Source organism: Pseudomonas sp. GW821-FHT07F01 (assembly GCF_059418825.1).
In genome coordinates this window covers 306,337-323,827 of sequence record NZ_JBWKQO010000008.1, presented here as the reverse complement: position 1 = coordinate 323,827, position 17,491 = coordinate 306,337, and the positions used below count along the sequence as shown (strand labels likewise).

The 17,491-nt window shown below is 62.4% G+C and carries 13 protein-coding genes; 12 read left to right on the top strand and 1 reads right to left on the bottom strand.

Going from position 1 to position 17,491, the window contains the following annotated elements; genetic code table 11:
* Positions 1 to 19 precede the first annotated feature (19 nt).
* From AC07R1_RS28485 to AC07R1_RS28430, 12 genes are all read left to right on the top strand, one after another.
* Positions 20 to 1,447, top strand: a complete 1,428-nt coding sequence (locus tag AC07R1_RS28485) for a sigma-54-dependent transcriptional regulator (protein ID WP_041119922.1) — start codon at positions 20 to 22, stop codon at positions 1,445 to 1,447.
* 744 nt (positions 1,448 to 2,191) lie between these two features.
* Entirely contained in the window at positions 2,192 to 3,583 is a 1,392-nt protein-coding gene (locus AC07R1_RS28480) for a polynucleotide adenylyltransferase PcnB (protein WP_011063509.1), read from the top strand.
* 3 nt (positions 3,584 to 3,586) lie between these two features.
* The gene (gene folK, locus AC07R1_RS28475) at positions 3,587 to 4,066 is read left to right on the top strand and encodes a 2-amino-4-hydroxy-6-hydroxymethyldihydropteridine diphosphokinase (RefSeq protein WP_495111169.1); all 480 of its coding nucleotides are present in this window, start codon (positions 3,587 to 3,589) and stop codon (positions 4,064 to 4,066) included.
* A gap of 394 nt (positions 4,067 to 4,460) precedes the next feature.
* A complete protein-coding gene (panB, locus tag AC07R1_RS28470) occupies positions 4,461 to 5,261 on the top strand; it encodes a 3-methyl-2-oxobutanoate hydroxymethyltransferase (protein WP_011063511.1) in 801 nt (266 codons plus the stop codon).
* On the top strand, positions 5,258 to 6,118 hold the full coding sequence (gene panC / locus AC07R1_RS28465; RefSeq protein ID WP_011063512.1) for a pantoate--beta-alanine ligase: 861 nt from the start codon (positions 5,258 to 5,260) through the stop codon (positions 6,116 to 6,118). Before panB ends, panC begins: the two co-directional genes overlap by 4 nt.
* 105 nt (positions 6,119 to 6,223) lie before the next feature.
* On the top strand, positions 6,224 to 6,391 hold the full coding sequence (locus tag AC07R1_RS28460) for an aspartate 1-decarboxylase (RefSeq protein WP_495111168.1): 168 nt from the start codon (positions 6,224 to 6,226) through the stop codon (positions 6,389 to 6,391).
* Positions 6,392 to 6,637: 246 nt separating this feature from the next.
* Complete coding sequence (gene pgi / locus AC07R1_RS28455) at positions 6,638 to 8,302, top strand: glucose-6-phosphate isomerase (protein ID WP_011063513.1); 1,665 nt, start codon at positions 6,638 to 6,640, stop codon at positions 8,300 to 8,302.
* Positions 8,303 to 8,430: 128 nt separating this feature from the next.
* The gene (acs, locus tag AC07R1_RS28450) at positions 8,431 to 10,368 is read left to right on the top strand and encodes an acetate--CoA ligase (RefSeq protein ID WP_065363673.1); all 1,938 of its coding nucleotides are present in this window, start codon (positions 8,431 to 8,433) and stop codon (positions 10,366 to 10,368) included.
* Between the two features lie 53 nt (positions 10,369 to 10,421).
* Positions 10,422 to 11,288 (top strand): oxygenase MpaB family protein, encoded by an 867-nt coding sequence (locus AC07R1_RS28445; protein WP_011063515.1) that lies wholly within the window; start codon positions 10,422 to 10,424, stop codon positions 11,286 to 11,288.
* 159 nt (positions 11,289 to 11,447) lie between these two features.
* The gene (locus AC07R1_RS28440; RefSeq protein WP_492618105.1) at positions 11,448 to 12,626 is read left to right on the top strand and encodes an acetyl-CoA C-acetyltransferase; all 1,179 of its coding nucleotides are present in this window, start codon (positions 11,448 to 11,450) and stop codon (positions 12,624 to 12,626) included.
* A gap of 193 nt (positions 12,627 to 12,819) precedes the next feature.
* Positions 12,820 to 13,836, top strand: coding sequence for a class I SAM-dependent rRNA methyltransferase (locus tag AC07R1_RS28435; protein ID WP_011063517.1), 1,017 nt, complete (start codon positions 12,820 to 12,822; stop codon positions 13,834 to 13,836).
* A gap of 105 nt (positions 13,837 to 13,941) precedes the next feature.
* Positions 13,942 to 16,860 (top strand): DUF748 domain-containing protein, encoded by a 2,919-nt coding sequence (locus tag AC07R1_RS28430; RefSeq protein WP_258611187.1) that lies wholly within the window; start codon positions 13,942 to 13,944, stop codon positions 16,858 to 16,860.
* Between the two features lie 210 nt (positions 16,861 to 17,070).
* On the opposite strand, the gene AC07R1_RS28425 is transcribed toward AC07R1_RS28430, so the two are convergent.
* Complete coding sequence (locus AC07R1_RS28425; protein ID WP_011063519.1) at positions 17,071 to 17,427, bottom strand: BON domain-containing protein; 357 nt, start codon at positions 17,425 to 17,427, stop codon at positions 17,071 to 17,073.
* Between the last annotated feature and the right edge of the window lie 64 nt (positions 17,428 to 17,491).

Below are 17,491 nucleotides of genomic sequence, written 5' to 3'. Positions count from 1 at the left end.
CGTCGAGAGAATTGAATCAATGCCGCATATTCTGATCGTCGAAGACGAAACCATTATCCGCTCCGCCCTGCGCCGCCTGCTGGAACGCAACCAGTACCAGGTCAGCGAAGCCGGCTCAGTGCAGGAGGCACAGGAACGCTTCAGCATTCCCACTTTCGATCTGATCGTCAGTGACTTGCGCCTGCCAGGCGCCCCGGGCACCGAATTGATCAAGCTCGGCCAGGGCACTCCGGTGCTGATCATGACCAGCTACGCCAGCCTGCGCTCAGCCGTGGACTCGATGAAAATGGGTGCGGTGGACTACATCGCCAAGCCGTTCGATCACGATGAAATGCTCCAGGCCGTGGCGCGGATCCTGCGGGATCGGCAAAGCGCCGAAAATTCCCCGCCAGACCGTCCGGCCGCCAAGGCTGGCGCCACTGCGGAGCGGGCCGGTGCGGGCAACAACAATGGCGAAATCGGCATCATCGGTTCCTGCGCTCCCATGCAGGATCTGTACAGCAAGATCCGCAAAGTGGCGCCCACTGACTCCAATGTACTGATTCAGGGTGAATCCGGTACCGGCAAGGAACTGGTAGCCCGGGCCCTGCACAACCTGTCCAAGCGTGCCAAGGCACCGATGATTTCGGTGAACTGCGCAGCCATTCCGGAAACCCTGATCGAGTCCGAACTGTTCGGCCACGAGAAAGGCGCGTTCACCGGTGCCAGCGCCGGCCGTGCCGGCCTGGTAGAAGCTGCGGACGGCGGCACCCTGTTCCTCGACGAGATTGGCGAGCTACCGCTGGAGGCGCAGGCGCGATTGCTGCGAGTACTGCAGGAAGGCGAAATCCGCCGTGTCGGCTCGGTACAGTCACAGAAAGTCGATGTGCGCCTGATTGCAGCCACTCACCGCGACCTGAAAAGCCTGTCGAAAATAGGCCAGTTCCGTGAAGACCTGTACTACCGCCTCCACGTGATTGCCCTGAAACTGCCGGCCCTGCGTGAGCGCGGTGCAGACGTCAATGAAATTGCCAATGCCTTTCTGGCCCGCCAGAGCGCGCGCGTCGGCCGCACGGACCTTAAGTTCGCCGCCGATGCAGAACAGGCCATCCGCCATTACTCCTGGCCGGGGAACGTGCGCGAACTGGAGAACGCTGTCGAGCGTGCGGTCATTCTGTGCGAAAGCCCGGAAATCTCGGCCGACCTGCTGGGCATCGACATCGAACTGAGCGACCTGGAAGACGACGACTTCGTCGGCCTGCCCCCACAAGCGGGTAACACCAGCCACGAACCGACCGAAGACCTGTCCCTGGAGGACTACTTCCAGCACTTCGTCCTCGAACACCAGGACCACATGACCGAGACCGAGCTGGCACGCAAACTGGGCGTCAGCCGCAAATGCCTGTGGGAACGTCGTCAGCGCCTGGGCATCCCACGACGCAAGAGTGGGGTCGCCAGCGAAAGCTGAACCACGGCTGACGAAAACGCGGGTAACACTCGCTTTTGTGAAAAAAACTGTTACCTGCTCCATCGCACGTAACAGGAACCGGGGCTAAAGGTAACGAAGCCCCGGTTTTTTTTGCCCTGAAAAACACCCAACGGCACGCCTAACCCCTTGTTTTACTGGGGATCGCAAAAGTTGGCACGGCACCTGCTATATGTTTGGTACAAGAACAATAACAAGCAATGCACAAGACAATAAAAATAAGACGAATCGACTCACGCATAATAAAAACAACACGGCGGAGGCGCAGCTAACTGATTCTTTTGGAGAGGCGTTGTATTTGGGGCTTGCCCCACAACCAGGCCGAGAACAACAAAAACTGCCCTAAGGCAGAGCCTGAACTGGTTGGATCGAAAGGTCATTGCAACTCAGCGATCAAAGCAATCCGTTTGCTCTTGGCTCCCGATTGGGAGGGTCATCCTGGGTAAACCAGATGACAAGGGCGTTTAACAAAAACAAGAAGCCCGAAACCAATAATAAAAATAGAGCACGCAACTATTCTGGGGGAGCTTCGGCTCCCCTTGTGGTTTCCGGAATTCGTGTTTTTACTCCCCCGCCCCCATCCAACCTCGCCAAACCGCAGCTCAGCGCCAGCCTGTACAAGTCGCGGCAGCTTCCTACACCATCCTTCGACTAAATGCTAGAATCCCCGCCCATCATGCGGCCACTCTTCGTTTTGGCCGAATATTCCTTCAAACAGTGCATCCCATGCTGAAGAAGCTGTTCCAGTCATTCCGTTCTCCCTTGCGTCGTACGCAACATAAACGCAGCACGCCTGAAGTGCTCAATAGCAGCCAGCATTCGCTGCAACGTGCCCAGTTCAGCCGGTATGCGGTGAATATCGTCGAACGCCTGCAGAACGCCGGCTACCAGGCCTACCTGGTGGGTGGCTGCGTGCGCGACATGCTGCTCAATATCACCCCCAAGGACTTCGACGTCGCCACCAGCGCCACGCCGGAACAGGTCAAGGCCGAGTTCCGTAACGCGCGCATCATTGGCCGGCGTTTCAAGCTGGTGCACATCCACTTCGGTCGCGAAATCATCGAAGTTGCGACTTTCCGCGCCAATCACCCGCAAAACGAAGACGACGAGGACAGTAACCAGTCATCGCGCAACGAAAGCGGGCGGATCCTGCGGGACAACGTCTATGGCACCCTGGAAGAGGACGCGCAACGTCGCGACTTCACCATCAATGCCCTGTACTACGATCCGGTCAGCGAGCGCATTCTCGATTACGCCAATGGCGTACACGACATTCGCAACAACCTGATCCGCCTGATCGGCGATCCTCGCCAGCGTTATCAGGAAGACCCGGTACGTATGCTTCGAGCAGTACGCTTTGCAGCAAAACTGAACTTCGGCATCGAGAAACACACCGCCGCGCCCATTCGCGAACTGGCACCGATGCTGCGGGAAATCCCCTCGGCGCGCCTGTTCGAAGAAGTGCTCAAGCTGTTCCTCTCCGGCTACGCGGCGGACACCTTCGAAATGCTGGTGGACCTGCAACTGTTCGACCCGTTGTTCCCGGCCAGCGCCGAAGCCCTGGAGTACAACCCGACCTACACCCATACGCTGATCAGCGAAGCCTTGGTCAACACCGACCTGCGGATCAAGCAGAACAAGCCGGTGACCCCAGCCTTCCTGTTCGCCGCCCTGCTCTGGCCAGCCCTGCCGGCCCGGGTGCTGCGCCTGCAGGAGCGTGGCATGCCGCCGATTCCGGCCATGCAGGAAGCCGCCCACGAGCTGATCGCCGAACAGTGCCAGCGCATCGCTATTCCCAAGCGCTTCACCATGCCGATCCGCGAAATCTGGGATATGCAGGAACGCCTGCCACGGCGCAGCGGCAAGCGCGCCGACCAGTTGCTGGACAATCCGCGCTTCCGTGCCGGCTACGACTTCCTGCTGCTGCGCGAAAGCGCCGGCGAGCAGACCGATGGCCTGGGAGAATGGTGGACCGACTATCAGGACGCCAATGACGCCGAACGCCGCGACATGATCCGCGACCTCAGCGGCAAGGAAGACGCCAGTGGCGCGCCACGCAAGCGCCGGCGCAGCAGCGGTGCCAAGCGCAAGCGCAGCAGCGGCGCATCGGGCGAGTAATAGATGGAACGCATCTATATCGGCATGGGCAGCAATCTGGCAGCCCCTGAAGCACAACTGCGCAGTGCCACCGAGGCCCTCGCGCAGTTGCCCGAAAGCCGCCTGCACGGCGTATCGGCCTTCTACCAGAGCGACTCATTGCTCCCAGGCCAGCCACGCTATACCAACGCCGTCGCAGCGCTGGACAGCGCGCTGGCGCCGCTAGCCCTGCTGGACGCCTTGCAGGCCATCGAAAACCAGCAAGGCCGCGAGCGAAATGAGCGCTGGGGCCCACGTACCCTGGATCTGGACATCCTGTTGTTCGGCGATCGACTGATCGACGAACCCCGCCTCAAAGTCCCCCATTACCACATGCAGGCACGCCCCTTCGTGCTCTACCCGTTGGCGGAACTGGCCCCTGCCGACCTGCAACTGGCTGACGGCCGCACCCTGCACGAACTGCTCGCTGCCTGCCCATTTGTCGGCCTGGAACGCCCGGCCTGACCGCTGAAACGCATCAGTAACGGCGGTAACACTGGCAGCGTAACAATGCGGTAACACATCTAATTGACTTCCCGAGTTCTCCTCACGACTATAGGCGTCCCGTTGCCGCCATCACGGCGCTAAAGGGCGCAATTCAAGTGAGGCCGGTTCGCGGCAAGCCCGGGAAACGCCAGGCAGGGGCAGTTTTGCAACGGCGGTGGCACCCGCTGGCATGGCACCTCTTCTGGGCACAGAATGATGGGCCCGACGCCACAGGCGCGACTCCCGCAAGCCCGTTCAAATCGCTTGGAACCAGGCTGTATAAGCACGACAAAAGACCGTGCGCCTGAATAACGAAGAATCACGCGCGTTACTCGCAGTAGTTTCCAAAGCGCCTGAAATGAGGACCCCTTTCATGCCAGATATCACTCTGACCACCCTGCAAAGCCTCAAGCAGAAAGGTGAGAAAATCACCATGCTGACCTGCTACGACGCCACCTTCGCCCACACCTGCTGCGAGGCAGGCGTCGAAGTCCTGCTGGTAGGCGACTCCCTGGGCATGGTGCTGCAAGGACACGACAGCACCCTGCCCGTCAGCACCGCTGACATGGCCTATCACGTCGCGGCGGTCAAGCGCGGCAACAACGGGGCACTGATCCTGGCCGACCTGCCATTCATGTCCTACGCCACCACTGAACAGGCCCTGAGCAGTTCGGCCCAGCTGATGCAGGCCGGCGCCCATATGCTCAAGATCGAAGGCGCAGCCTGGCTGGCCGAGCCGGTGCGTCTGCTGAACGAGCGTGGAGTGCCGGTCTGCGTGCACATGGGGCTGACGCCACAGACCGTGAACGTTCTGGGCGGCTACAAGGTCCAGGGCCGCAATGAAAGCCAGGCGCGGCAGATGCGTGCCGATGCCATCGCCCTGGAGCAGGCCGGCGCGGCAATGCTGCTGCTGGAGTGCGTGCCCAGTGAACTGGCGGCGGAAATCACCCAGGCGGTGAAGATCCCGGTAATAGGTATCGGTGCCGGCAATGCTACCGACGGCCAGGTCCTGGTGCTCCACGACATGCTGGGGCTGTCCCTCAGCGGCCGCTCGCCGAAGTTCGTGAAGAACTTCATGGCAGGCAAGGACAGTATCCAGGCCGCCTTGAGCGCCTATGTCGAAGAAGTCAAAGCCGTCACCTTCCCTGGCGCCGAACACGGGTTCTCTGCATGAATACAGTCAAAACCGTGCGCGAATTGCGCGCCGCGGTCGCCCGCGCGCGCAGTGAGGGCAAGCGGATCGGCTTCGTGCCCACCATGGGCAACCTGCACAGTGGCCACGCCGCCCTGGTGGCCAAAGCCGCCCAGCGGGTGGACTTCGTGGTCGCCAGCATCTTCGTCAACCCACTGCAGTTCGGTGCCGGCGAAGACCTGGACAAGTACCCACGCACCCTCGCCGCCGACCAGGAAAAATTGCTGGAAGCCGGTTGCCACCTGCTGTTTGCCCCCACCGTCGAAGAAATGTACCCCGACGGCATGGCCGGGCAGACCCGGGTCAGCGTTCCCCAGCTGTCCGAAGGCCTGTGCGGCGCCAGCCGTCCCGGGCATTTCGAAGGCGTGGCTACAGTGGTCAGCAAGCTGTTCAACATGGTCCAGCCCGATCTCGCGGTGTTTGGCCAGAAGGACTACCAGCAGTTGGCAGTGATTCGGGCCCTGGTGCACGACCTGAACATGCCGATCCAGATCATCGGTGAGCCAACGGTACGTGCCGCCGACGGCCTCGCCCTGTCGTCGCGCAACGGCTACCTGAGCGAAGAGCAGCGCGCTATCGCCCCGGTGCTGTACCGCAGCCTGAGCCAGATTGCCCAGGCCATCAGGAACGGCGAACGCGACTATCCCAAGCTTGTGGCCGAACAACAGCAGCAGCTTGAAGCCGCCGGTCTGCGTCGTGACTACCTGGAAATCCGCCAGGCACAGAACCTGCGTCCAGCCACCGCGCAAGACCGTGAACTGGTGATTCTTGTGGCAGCCTATCTGGGCGCGACACGGTTGATCGACAACCTGCACCTGGACCTCGACACACCGGCATGAACGCCCGATTGCCCGAACTCCAACCTTCGGGCAAACTGCCGCCGGCTGGGGCCTGCAGCCCATGACTGCGGGCCCCGTTCAAGGATCCGCCCCAGGGAACACCCCATGTACACCATCATGTTCAAGGCCAAGGTCGGTGATCGAGCGACCCTCTGTCCCTATGCTCCCTGCAGTGAAGCCGAACTGCTCGGTTTCAAGCCGCGCATGCCGCACATGGCCCCTGGCAATGAGCAGAGCCTTACCAGCACTGCGATTGCGGATCAGGTCGCCTGACGCTTCCCCCTATTTCTACCCATTGAAAGCCCGAATCCAGACCAGGCAGGCTCGCTGAGTACAAAATAGTACTGGCCACCAGTCGGACAAAGCCAAGACAGAACAGCACGCCGGGGTTACTGTTATCCCCCCGAGTGATTAAACGTATCAGCACAGGGCCGGCCCAACGGGTCCTTGAGACCGCGCAGGACGTTCCGGGCTTTTCAGTGTCCAAAAGGCAGTTCAAGCAAAAGGAAAACCGCAGCGATGGCGTACTACCGCACTCCTCATGACGTTACCGCTCTGCCCGCCTGGCAAGCGTTGAAAGACCACCGCCAAGCCATGCAGGATTTCAGCATGCGCGAGGCGTTCAATGCCGATCCGCAGCGCTTCAGCCAATTCACCCTGAGCAGCTGCGGGCTGTTTCTCGACTATTCGAAGAACCTGATCACCAGCGAAACCCGCGACCTGCTGGTGAACCTGGCCAAGGAAGTCGGCCTCTCAGACGCCATCAAGTCCATGATCACCGGCGAACTGGTCAACGCTTCCGAAGGCCGCCCGGCCTTGCACACCGCACTGCGCCGCCCGGTGGGCGACAAGCTGTCGGTGAACGGTGTCAACGTGATGCCCGAAGTGCACAAGGTACTGAACCAGATCACCGAGCTGGTGGGCCGCATCCACGACGGCCTGTGGCGCGGCTACACCGAGAAGCCCATCACCGACGTGGTGAACATCGGTATCGGCGGCTCCTTCCTCGGCCCGGAGCTGGTTTCCGAAGCGCTGTTGTCCTACGCCCAGAAAGGCGTGCGCTGCCATTACCTGGCGAACATCGATGGCAGCGAGTTCCATGAGCTTTCTGCGAAAATCCGGGCAGAAACTACGCTATTCATCGTTTCCTCCAAGTCTTTCAATACCCTCGAAACCCTGAAGAACGCCCAGGCAGCACGGGCCTGGTACCTGGCCCAGGGCGGCTCGGAGGCCGAACTGCACCGCCACTTCATCGCCGTGTCGAGCAACAATGCGGCGGCAGTGGCCTTCGGCATTCGCGAAGAGAACATCTTCCCGATGTGGGACTGGGTCGGCGGGCGCTACTCGCTGTGGTCCGCCATCGGCCTGCCGATCGCCCTGGCCATCGGCATGTCCAACTTCAAGGAGCTGCTGTCCGGTGCCTACACCATGGACCAGCATTTCCAGAGCGCCCCATTCGAACAGAACATGCCGGTGCTGCTGGCGCTGCTGGGCGTGTGGTACGGCAATTTCTGGGGCGCGCAGAGCCACGCGATCCTGCCGTACGACCACTACCTGCGCAACATCACCAAGCACTTGCAACAATTGGACATGGAATCCAACGGCAAGAGCGTGCGCCAGGACGGTACTCCGGTGGCCACCGATACCGGCCCGGTGATCTGGGGCGGCGTGGGCTGCAACGGCCAGCATGCCTACCACCAGTTGTTGCACCAGGGCACCCAGTTGATTCCGGCCGACTTCATCGTGCCGATCGTCAGCTTCAACCCGGTGGCCGACCACCATCAGTGGCTGTACGCCAACTGCCTGTCCCAGAGCCAGGCACTGATGCTGGGCAAGACCCGCGCCGAAGCCGAGAGCGAACTGCGCGAGAAAGGCCTGAGCGAAGCCGAAATCGCGAAGCTGGCACCGCACAAGGTGATTCCCGGCAACCGTCCGAGCAACACCCTGGTGGTGGAGCGCATCAGCCCGCGGCGCCTTGGCGCACTGGTGGCGCTGTATGAACACAAGGTCTTCGTGCAAAGCGTGGTCTGGGGCATCAACGCCTTCGACCAGTGGGGCGTGGAGCTGGGCAAGGAGCTGGGCAAAGGCGTCTACAACCGCCTGGTCGGCAGCGACGAAACCCTGGCCGACGACGCATCGACCCAAGGCCTGATCAACTACTTCCGCGGCCGTCACCGCGGCTGATCGACCCTGTCACCCCAGGAGCCGGCCACACCGGCTCCTGTCCGGGCCCCGGCCCTTCCCCACTTGAACCTTCCCGGCACTTGTGCGCACCCTTATGACTTGTCGCAAAACAAGAATAAGGAACCGTCATGTTCGATATCAGCACTTTTCCGAAAGCCGATGCCGTCCGCCGGGCGGCACAAATGAGCCAGGACGACTACCACCACCTCTACCGCCAGTCCATTGAGCAGCCGGACCAGTTCTGGGCCGAGCAGGCCAGGCGCTTCCTGCACTGGAGCAGCCCCTGGGACAGCGTCCACAGCCACGACATGCGCACCGGCGAGGCCAACTGGTTTCGCGGTGGCCAACTCAACGTCAGCTACAACTGCATCGACCGTCATCTGGAAAAACGCGGCAATCAGGCGGCGATCATCTGGGAAGGTGACAACCCGGCAGACTCCCAGCGCATCACCTACCAGGAACTCCACGACCGGGTCTGCCGCCTGGCCAACGTGCTGAAAAGCCGTGGCGTGAAGAAGGGCGACCGGGTGTGCATCTACATGCCGATGATTCCCGAAGTGGCTTACGCCATGCTCGCCTGCACCCGGATCGGCGCGGTGCATTCGGTGGTGTTCGGCGGTTTTTCGCCGGAGGCCCTGCGCGACCGCATTCTCAACGCCGACTGCCGCACCGTGATCACCGCCGATGAAGGCGTGCGCGGCGGCAAACTGATTCCGCTGAAGAGCAACGTCGACAAGGCCCTGCTCAGTTGCCCGGATGTCAGCAGCGTGCTGGTGGTCGAACGCACCCGCAACCCGGTGAACTGGGTGCCAGATCGCGACATTCCCTATGAACAGGCCGTGGCTGGCGCCAGCAACCAATGCGCCCCCGAACCGATGGACGCCGAAGACCCGCTGTTCATCCTCTACACCTCCGGCAGCACCGGCAAACCCAAGGGCGTGCTGCACACCACCGGCGGCTACCTGCTACAGGCCGCCATGACCTTCAAGTACGTGCTGGACTACCGCGACGGCGAAGTCTTCTGGTGCACCGCCGACGTCGGCTGGGTCACCGGCCACAGCTACATCCTCTACGGCCCCCTGGCCAACGGCGCGACCACGCTGATCTTCGAAGGTGTGCCCAACTACCCCAGCACCTCGCGTTTCTGGGAGGTGGTGGACAAGCATCAGGTGAACATCTTCTACACCGCGCCCACCGCTCTGCGTGCCCTGATGCGCGAAGGCAGCGCCCCGCTACAGAACACCTCCCGCGCCAGCCTGCGCTTGCTCGGCAGCGTCGGCGAGCCGATCAACCCGGAAGCCTGGGAGTGGTATTTCAACGTGGTCGGCGAACAACGCTGCCCGATTGTCGATACCTGGTGGCAGACCGAAACCGGCGGCATCATGCTCAGCCCCCTGGTCAGCGCCCGGCAGATCAAGCCCGGATGCGCCTCGACCCCGATGTTCGGCGTACAACCGGTGCTGCTGGACGACCAGGGCAAGGAAATCCATGGGGCAGGCAGCGGCATCCTGGCAATCAAGGCCAGTTGGCCGGCGCAGATCCGTAGCGTCTATGGCGATCCCAAGCGCATGGTCGAAACCTATTTCGCTCCCTACCCCGGCTATTACTTCACCGGTGATGGTGCCCGGCGCGACGAGGATGGCAGCTACTGGATCACCGGGCGCATCGACGACGTGATCAACGTTTCCGGGCACCGCATCGGCACCGCCGAAGTGGAAAGCGCTCTGGTGCTGCACGACAGCATCGCCGAAGCGGCGGTGGTCGGTTACCCCCATGATCTCAAGGGCCAGGGAATCTATGCCTTCGTCACACCGATGCAGGGCGTCGAGCCCGACGAGGCACTGAAGAAGGAACTGCTGGCCCTGGTCAGCCGCGAGATCGGCAGTTTCGCCAAGCCGGAGCTGATCCAGTGGGCTCCGGCCCTGCCGAAAACTCGCTCGGGCAAGATCATGCGGCGTATCCTGCGCAAGATCGCCTGCAACGAACTGGATACCCTGGGTGACACTTCGACCCTGGCGGACCCCAGCGTGGTGGACGGCCTGATCGACAAACGCCTGAACGTTTGAAACCGGCGCGGCATCCGCCGCGCTTCTTTTTTAAATAGCCACACCGAGCTGTCATGGAATTCATTCGCAGCCGCATCGAAAGCCAGGTCATGAGCCTGTCCGGCCTGTCTCTGGGCCAACTCGACCTGGAACATCCCAAAGGTGACCCCGGCCTGTTCGGGCCGGGGTCCGTCAGTTGGCAGGTGCACGCCGACTTCAGCAGCATGCTGATCGGCGGCATCAGCGCCCTGTTGATGCAGGCCCTGCATCCTCTGGCCTTGGCCGGCGTCTGGGATCACTCGAACTTTCGCCAGGACATGATCGGCCGCCTGCGCCGCACCGGGCAGTTCATCTCCGGCACCACCTTCGGCTCCCGCCAGGACGCCGAATGGCTGATCGACAAGGTACGCAGCATTCACTTGCACATAGTCGGCACCGCCCCCGATGGCCGCCCCTATGCCGCCAGCGACCCCGATCTGCTGACCTGGGTTCACGTGGCTGAGGTCAGCAGCTTTCTTGCCGCGCACTTGCGTTACCTCAACCCTCATCTTTCCGGGGCTGACCAGGATCGCTACTACGACGAGATCGCCCTGATCGCCGAACGCCTGGGAGCCCGGGACGTGCCGCGCTCGCGACGCGCCGTGGCCGACTACCTGCAGGCCATGCGCCCCCAACTGCTCTGCGACCAACGCAGCCGGGAAGTCCTGCGCCTGCTGCTGGCTGCCCCAGCCCCCAGCCGCCTGGCCAAACCCTTCGGTTCGTTGATGATGCAGGCCGGCATCGACCTGCTGCCGGACTGGGCCAGCGCCATGCTCGAGGTCAATCAGAACCCGCTGCAACGCCAACTGATTCGTGCCAGCGTCAAGCGCAGCACGCCGATGCTGCGCTGGGCGGTACGGGACAGTTCCGTGCACCGGGCGAAACGACGCATGGGCCTGTAAAAACCGACCGTTCAAGCACAACCCGACCGGCCGGTTCGCGATTGGCCGGCTCCCGGGGTTGTGTGCAACCATGATTTCGCCAATTTCCAGTGCCTGTGCCGCCCGGCCAACACCCGCACCACGCCACAGGTCCCCGCCACCGAACACAAGGACCCGATCATGCAAGACGTCGTAATCGTTGCCGCCACCCGCACCGCCGTGGGCAGTTTCCAGGGCTCCCTGGCGAACATTCCCGCCGTTGACCTGGGCGCCGCGGTCATCCGCCAATTGCTGGCCCAGACCGGCATCGACCCGGCCCAGGTCGACGAAGTACTCATGGGCCAGGTGCTCACCGCCGGCGCCGGGCAGAACCCCGCCCGCCAGGCCGCGATCAAGGCCGGCCTGCCCCACGCGGTACCCGCCATGACCCTGAACAAGGTCTGCGGCTCCGGCCTCAAGGCCCTGCACCTGGGCGCCCAGGCCATCCGCTGCGGCGATGCCGAGGTGATCATCGCCGGCGGCCAGGAAAACATGAGCCTGTCCAACTACGTGCTGCCCGGCGCCCGCACCGGCCTGCGCATGGGCCACAGCCAGATGGTCGACTCCATGATCAGCGACGGCCTGTGGGATGCCTTCAACGACTACCACATGGGCATCACCGCCGAGAACCTGGTGGAGAAATACGGCATCAGCCGTGAATCCCAGGACGCCTTCGCCGCCGCTTCCCAACACAAAGCCGCAGCGGCCATCGAGGCCGGGCGCTTTGTCGACGAGATCACCCCGATCCAGATTCCCCAGCGCAAGGGCGACCCCCTGACCTTCGCCACCGACGAGCAGCCACGCCCCGGCACCACCGCCGAAGCCCTGGCCAAGCTCAAGCCGGCGTTCAAGAAAGACGGCAGCGTCACCGCCGGCAACGCCTCGGCGCTGAACGACGGCGCCGCTGCGGTGATGCTGATGAGCGCCAGCAAGGCCCGGGCCCTGGGCCTGCCGGTGCTGGCAAAAATTGCCGCCTACGCCAACGCCGGCGTCGACCCGGCGATCATGGGCATCGGCCCGGTCTCGGCCACCCGCCGCTGCCTGGACAAGGCCGGCTGGACCCTGGACCAGCTGGACCTGATCGAAGCCAACGAAGCCTTCGCCGCGCAGTCGCTGTCGGTGGCCAAGGAACTGGAATGGGACGCCAGCAAGGTCAACGTCAACGGCGGTGCGATCGCCATCGGCCACCCGATTGGTGCATCGGGCTGCCGGGTGCTGGTGACCCTGCTGCATGAAATGATCAAGCGTGATGCCAAAAAGGGCCTGGCCACCCTGTGCATCGGCGGCGGCCAGGGCGTGGCCCTGGCGATCGAGCGCTAACCTCCGCGCAAAACCGCCCTCCTTGTAGGAGCTGGCTTGCCAGCGAAGGCGCCCGTGAGAGCGCTTTCGCCAGCAAGCTGGCTCCTACGGGGAAGACCTGCGCATGATCGTCTTTGCCGGCAAGCTGGCTCCTACAACGGACGGGACGCTGGTAAACTGCCGCGCCTCACTCCTCAGCTCCAAGGCGCTCCGCATGTCCTCCTTGAATCAGGCGCTGCGCGCCGCTCTCGATCACCGCCAGGACCTGCTCGCCGAGCTGCATCAGCAAGGCACCGACTGCTATCGCCTGTTCCACGGCAGCCAGGAGGGTGCCGGCGGCCTGACCATCGACCGCTATGGCCCGCAATTGCTGGTACAGAGCTTTCACCAGACGCTGGAACGCGACGCCCTGCTGCAACTGCACGACAGCATCAATCAGCATCTGAACCTGTCGACCCTGCTGGTCTACAACGACCGCTCCCGGGGCAACTCGCGGATCGACCGCGAAGACTCGGTGTACCGCGCCGAAGAGGCTGCCCTGGAGGACCTGGTTGGCCACGAATGGGGCCTGAATTACCGCGTGCGTGGACGCCACGCCGGGCAGGACCCGCTATTGTTTCTCGACCTGCGCAACGCCCGTGGCTGGGTCAAGCAGCACAGCGCGGGTAAAAGCGTGCTCAATCTCTTCGCCTACACCTGTGGCGTAGGCCTCAGCGCCGCAGCTGGCGGCGCGCGCGAGGTGTGCAACCTGGACTTCGCTGAGGGCAACCTGGCCGTCGGACGGGAGAACGGTCAGCTCAACCCGCAATTGCCACAGATGCAGTTCGTGCAGTCGGACTATTTCCCGGCCATCCGCCAACTGGCGGGCCTGCCCATCAGCCAGCGCCGCGGGCAGAAACTGCCCAGCTATCCGCGCCTTGAACAGCGCCAGTACGACCTGGTACTGCTGGACCCGCCAGCCTGGGCCAAGAGCGCCTTCGGTACGGTCGACCTGCTGCGTGATTACCAGAGCCTGCTCAAGCCGGCACTGCTTGCCACCGCCGAAGACGGCGTGCTGATCTGCTGCAACAACCTGGCCAAGGTCTCGATGCCGGACTGGCGTGAACAAGTATTGCGCTGCGCCGAGAAGGCCGGGCGTCCGGTGCGCGACTGCCAGGTCCTGGTACCCGCCGCGGACTTCCCCTCCCAAGACGGGCAACCCCCACTGAAAACCTTGATCCTGCAACTTTGACCAAGGGCAGGAAATCTGAACAATCCTGAAGACTGGAGTGGTTTCGGAACCGTAAACGCGTGCCATACTCCAAGGCACTTCCGATTCAGATAGATGAAGCCTCGCATGACCAAAGGATTGATTCGCGCTCTTTGCGCCTTGTTGACCGCTCTCGCCCTTTACAGTCTGCTGGGCTTTCTGATTCTGCCGGGCATTGCCTTGCGGGTGGCCAACCAGCAATTGGCCAACTACGCCACCACCCCAGCCCATATCCAGCGCATCGAGCTCAACCCCTTCAGCCTGGAGCTGACCCTCTGGGGCCTGAGCATCGGTGAACCGGGCAAGGAGCAGATCGCCTTCGATCGCCTCTACGCCAATCTGCAATTGGACAGCCTGTGGAAACGCGCGCTGCACCTGGCGGATGTCGAGCTGGACCAGCCCAAGACCGAAATCCTCTTCGACAAGGAAGGCAAGCTCAACCTCCTGGCCCTGTTCAAGCTGCCGGCCAGCGAACCGACCCCAAGCGACCCCAACGCCAAACCCTTCCCGGTACGCATCGAACGCATCAAGCTGGCCGGCGGCTACCTGCATTTCCAGGACCTGCGCCCCAGCGAACCCATCGAATTCCTCTACAACAAGCTCGATTTTGAGCTGAAGAACCTCAGTACCCTGCCGGACGACAGCGCCGACATGACGCTGGTGGCCACCGGCCCCGAGGGCGGGCAGATCGACTGGAGCGGCAACTTCAGCGTGACGCCGCTGACCTCCGAAGGCACCTTGAAAGTCACCGACGGCAAGATGAAAGCCTGGTGGCCCTATGTGCGCGATGCGGTGCCGCTGGTGCTGGAAGACGGCGTGGTCAACCTCAGTACCCACTACAAATTCAGCCTGACCAAGGAAACCGAGCTGCTGCTGGACAACACCTCCATCAGCGTCGCGCCCTTTGCCATCAAGGCCCCGGACGGTCGCCCACTGGCGCGCCTGGAGCGCCTGGACGTCAGCGAAACCACAGTCGACCTGGCCAAGCAGCACGTGATTGTCGGCAAGGTCCGCAGCCAAAAGCTCGAAACCTGGGCCGCCCTTGAAGCCGATGGCCAGTTGGACTGGCAAAAGCTCTTCGCCAGTCAGCCGGCCAAACCGGCGCCAAAACCCGAGCCGGCCGCCGCCGACGCCCCCAAGGAACCGGCAGTACCAGGCAAACCCTGGCAGGTGCTGCTCAAGGACGTGCAACTGCGCAACTACCAGGTGCACCTGGCCGATCGCAAGGCCAAGCCCGCCGTAGCCCTGGAGCTGGGGCCGCTGAACCTGGACCTGCAGAACTTCGACAGCCTCAACCAGTCGCCCTTCACCCTCAAGCTCGATACCGGCCTGGGCAAACAAGGCAAGGTCAACGCCACCGGCGAGGTCAACCTCAACCCCGTCAGCGCCAAACTCAAGGTGCAGACCCGGGACATCGACCTGCGCGTCGCCCAGTCCTATATCAGCCCGTTCATCCGCCTGGAACTGCGCAGCGGCATGCTCGGCAGTGACCTGGCAGTGGACCTGAAGAAAGTCGAACCCCTGACTTTCAGCGTCACCGGCCGGGCCAATGTGGACCAGCTGCACACCCTGGACACCCTCAAGACCCGCGACTTCGTAAAATGGAAACAAGTGGTGGTCGAAGGCCTGAACTATCAGCACGGTGACAGCCTGACCATCAGCCGGGTCAACCTGATGCAGCCCTATGCACGTTTCATCATCAACGATGACCGCACCACCAATATCGACGACCTGCTGATTCCACAACCACCCAGCAGTGGTGGCAAATCCTCGACGAAGGCCGAGCCCAGCTCAAGCAAGCCCCTGGGCATCCACATCGGTGAAATCGCCATCAACGACGGTTCGGCGAACTTCGCCGACCTGAGCCTGACGCCGAACTTCGCTACCGCCATCCAGCAGCTCAACGGCCATGTCGGCACCATCGACAGCCGCCAGGCCAAGCCGGCAGACGTGGACGTCAAAGGCAAGGTCGACCGCTATGCGCCGGTGACCATCAAGGGCAGCGTCAACCCGTTCGATCCGATGGCCGCCCTGGATATCGCCACCAGCTTCAAACGAGTGGAACTGACCACCCTGACCCCCTACTCCGGGAAATTCGCCGGTTTCCGCATCCGCAAGGGCCGGCTCAACCTCGACCTGCACTACATGATCACCAAGGGCCAGCTCAAGGCCGAGAACAAACTGGTGGTCGAGCAGTTGCAACTGGGGGAAAAGGTCGACAGCCCGGACGCCGTGGATTTGCCGATCCGCCTGGCAGTGGCCTTGCTGAAAGATACGGACGGCAAGATCTCCATCGAGCTGCCTATCTCCGGTGATTTGAACAACCCGCAGTTCAGCGTGATGCCGATTGTCTGGCAGACCCTGCGCAATCTGGTGCTGCGCGCCGCCCAGGCACCCTTCAAGTTCATTGGCGGGCTGGTCAGCGGTGGTGGCTCGGAAGACCTGAGCAACGTGTCCTTCGCTCCAGGCTCCAGCGACCTGAGCAAGGAATCCGAGTCGGCCCTGACCACCCTGGCCAAGGCGCTCAAGGAGCGTCCGACCCTGCGCCTGGAAATCGAAGGTACCAGCGCCCAGAGCAGTGACGGCCCGCTGATCGCCGAACAGCGGCTGGAGCGCGAATACCAGTACAACTACTACAAGATCCTCCAGCGCCGCGGTGACAAGGTCCCCGCCCAGGCGTCCCTGCTGCAGGTTCCCGAGGGCGAAAAGGCCCCTCTGCTGGAAGGCATCTACCGCACCCGCCTGAAACAGCAGCCGCCGGCGGAATGGACCCAGCTCAGCCGCGACGAACGCAGCGCCAAGCTGCGTGAAGGTCTGATCAAGTTCTGGAGCAGCAGCGACGTGCTGTTGCGACAACTGGGTCAGGAGCGCGCCAGCAGCATCAAGGACTTCCTGGTGGACAAGGGCCAACTGGCCGACGACCGGGTCTACTTCATCGATGCCAACCTGGGCCAGGCCGAAAGCGATGGCCGGGTCGTCACCCCGCTGCACCTGGACAGCGAATAAACCTCTCGCGCCGGGCTCCACCCAGCCCGGCCGGTATCTCCTGCAGCGCCTGCCTGGCGCCCACAATAGAACAGGCCCCGACACTCAGTGCCGGGGCCTGTAATGATCACGTCCTTGTGATCTTCCGCATGAACCCTTTTGAGAAGCGGCAGACGTATCACTCGGCTCGTCTACCGCACCCTCTCCCTGTCCAGGCGAGAAGCGTGAGTGTTACTCGGCTTTCAGGCCGTCAGCGGAAACTGCCTTGACGCCTTTGATTTTCTTGGTGATGGCCACGGCGGTAGCTTTCTGAGCCTCGGTTACCGCAACAGTGGACGACAGCGAAACAACGCCCTTGTTGGTTTCAACCTTGATGTCGGTGCCAGGAATGCCTTTCTCGGTTACCAGATCGCTTTTCACTTTGGTGGTGATCCAGGTATCGGAGGTGGCCTCTTTGGCCTTGGTCACTTCACCGGCAGCCACCACCATGGGCGACTGGGTGTTTTGAGTGGTCTGCGCAAATGCTGCGTTAGCCATGGTCAGGGTCAGAGCGGTAGCAGTTGCGGCAGCGATAGCGAACTTCTTCATACGAGTAACTCCTGTTCTTTAAGAAAGCCTGCGCCGTGTCCTGGCAACAGGGTTATGAGGGATA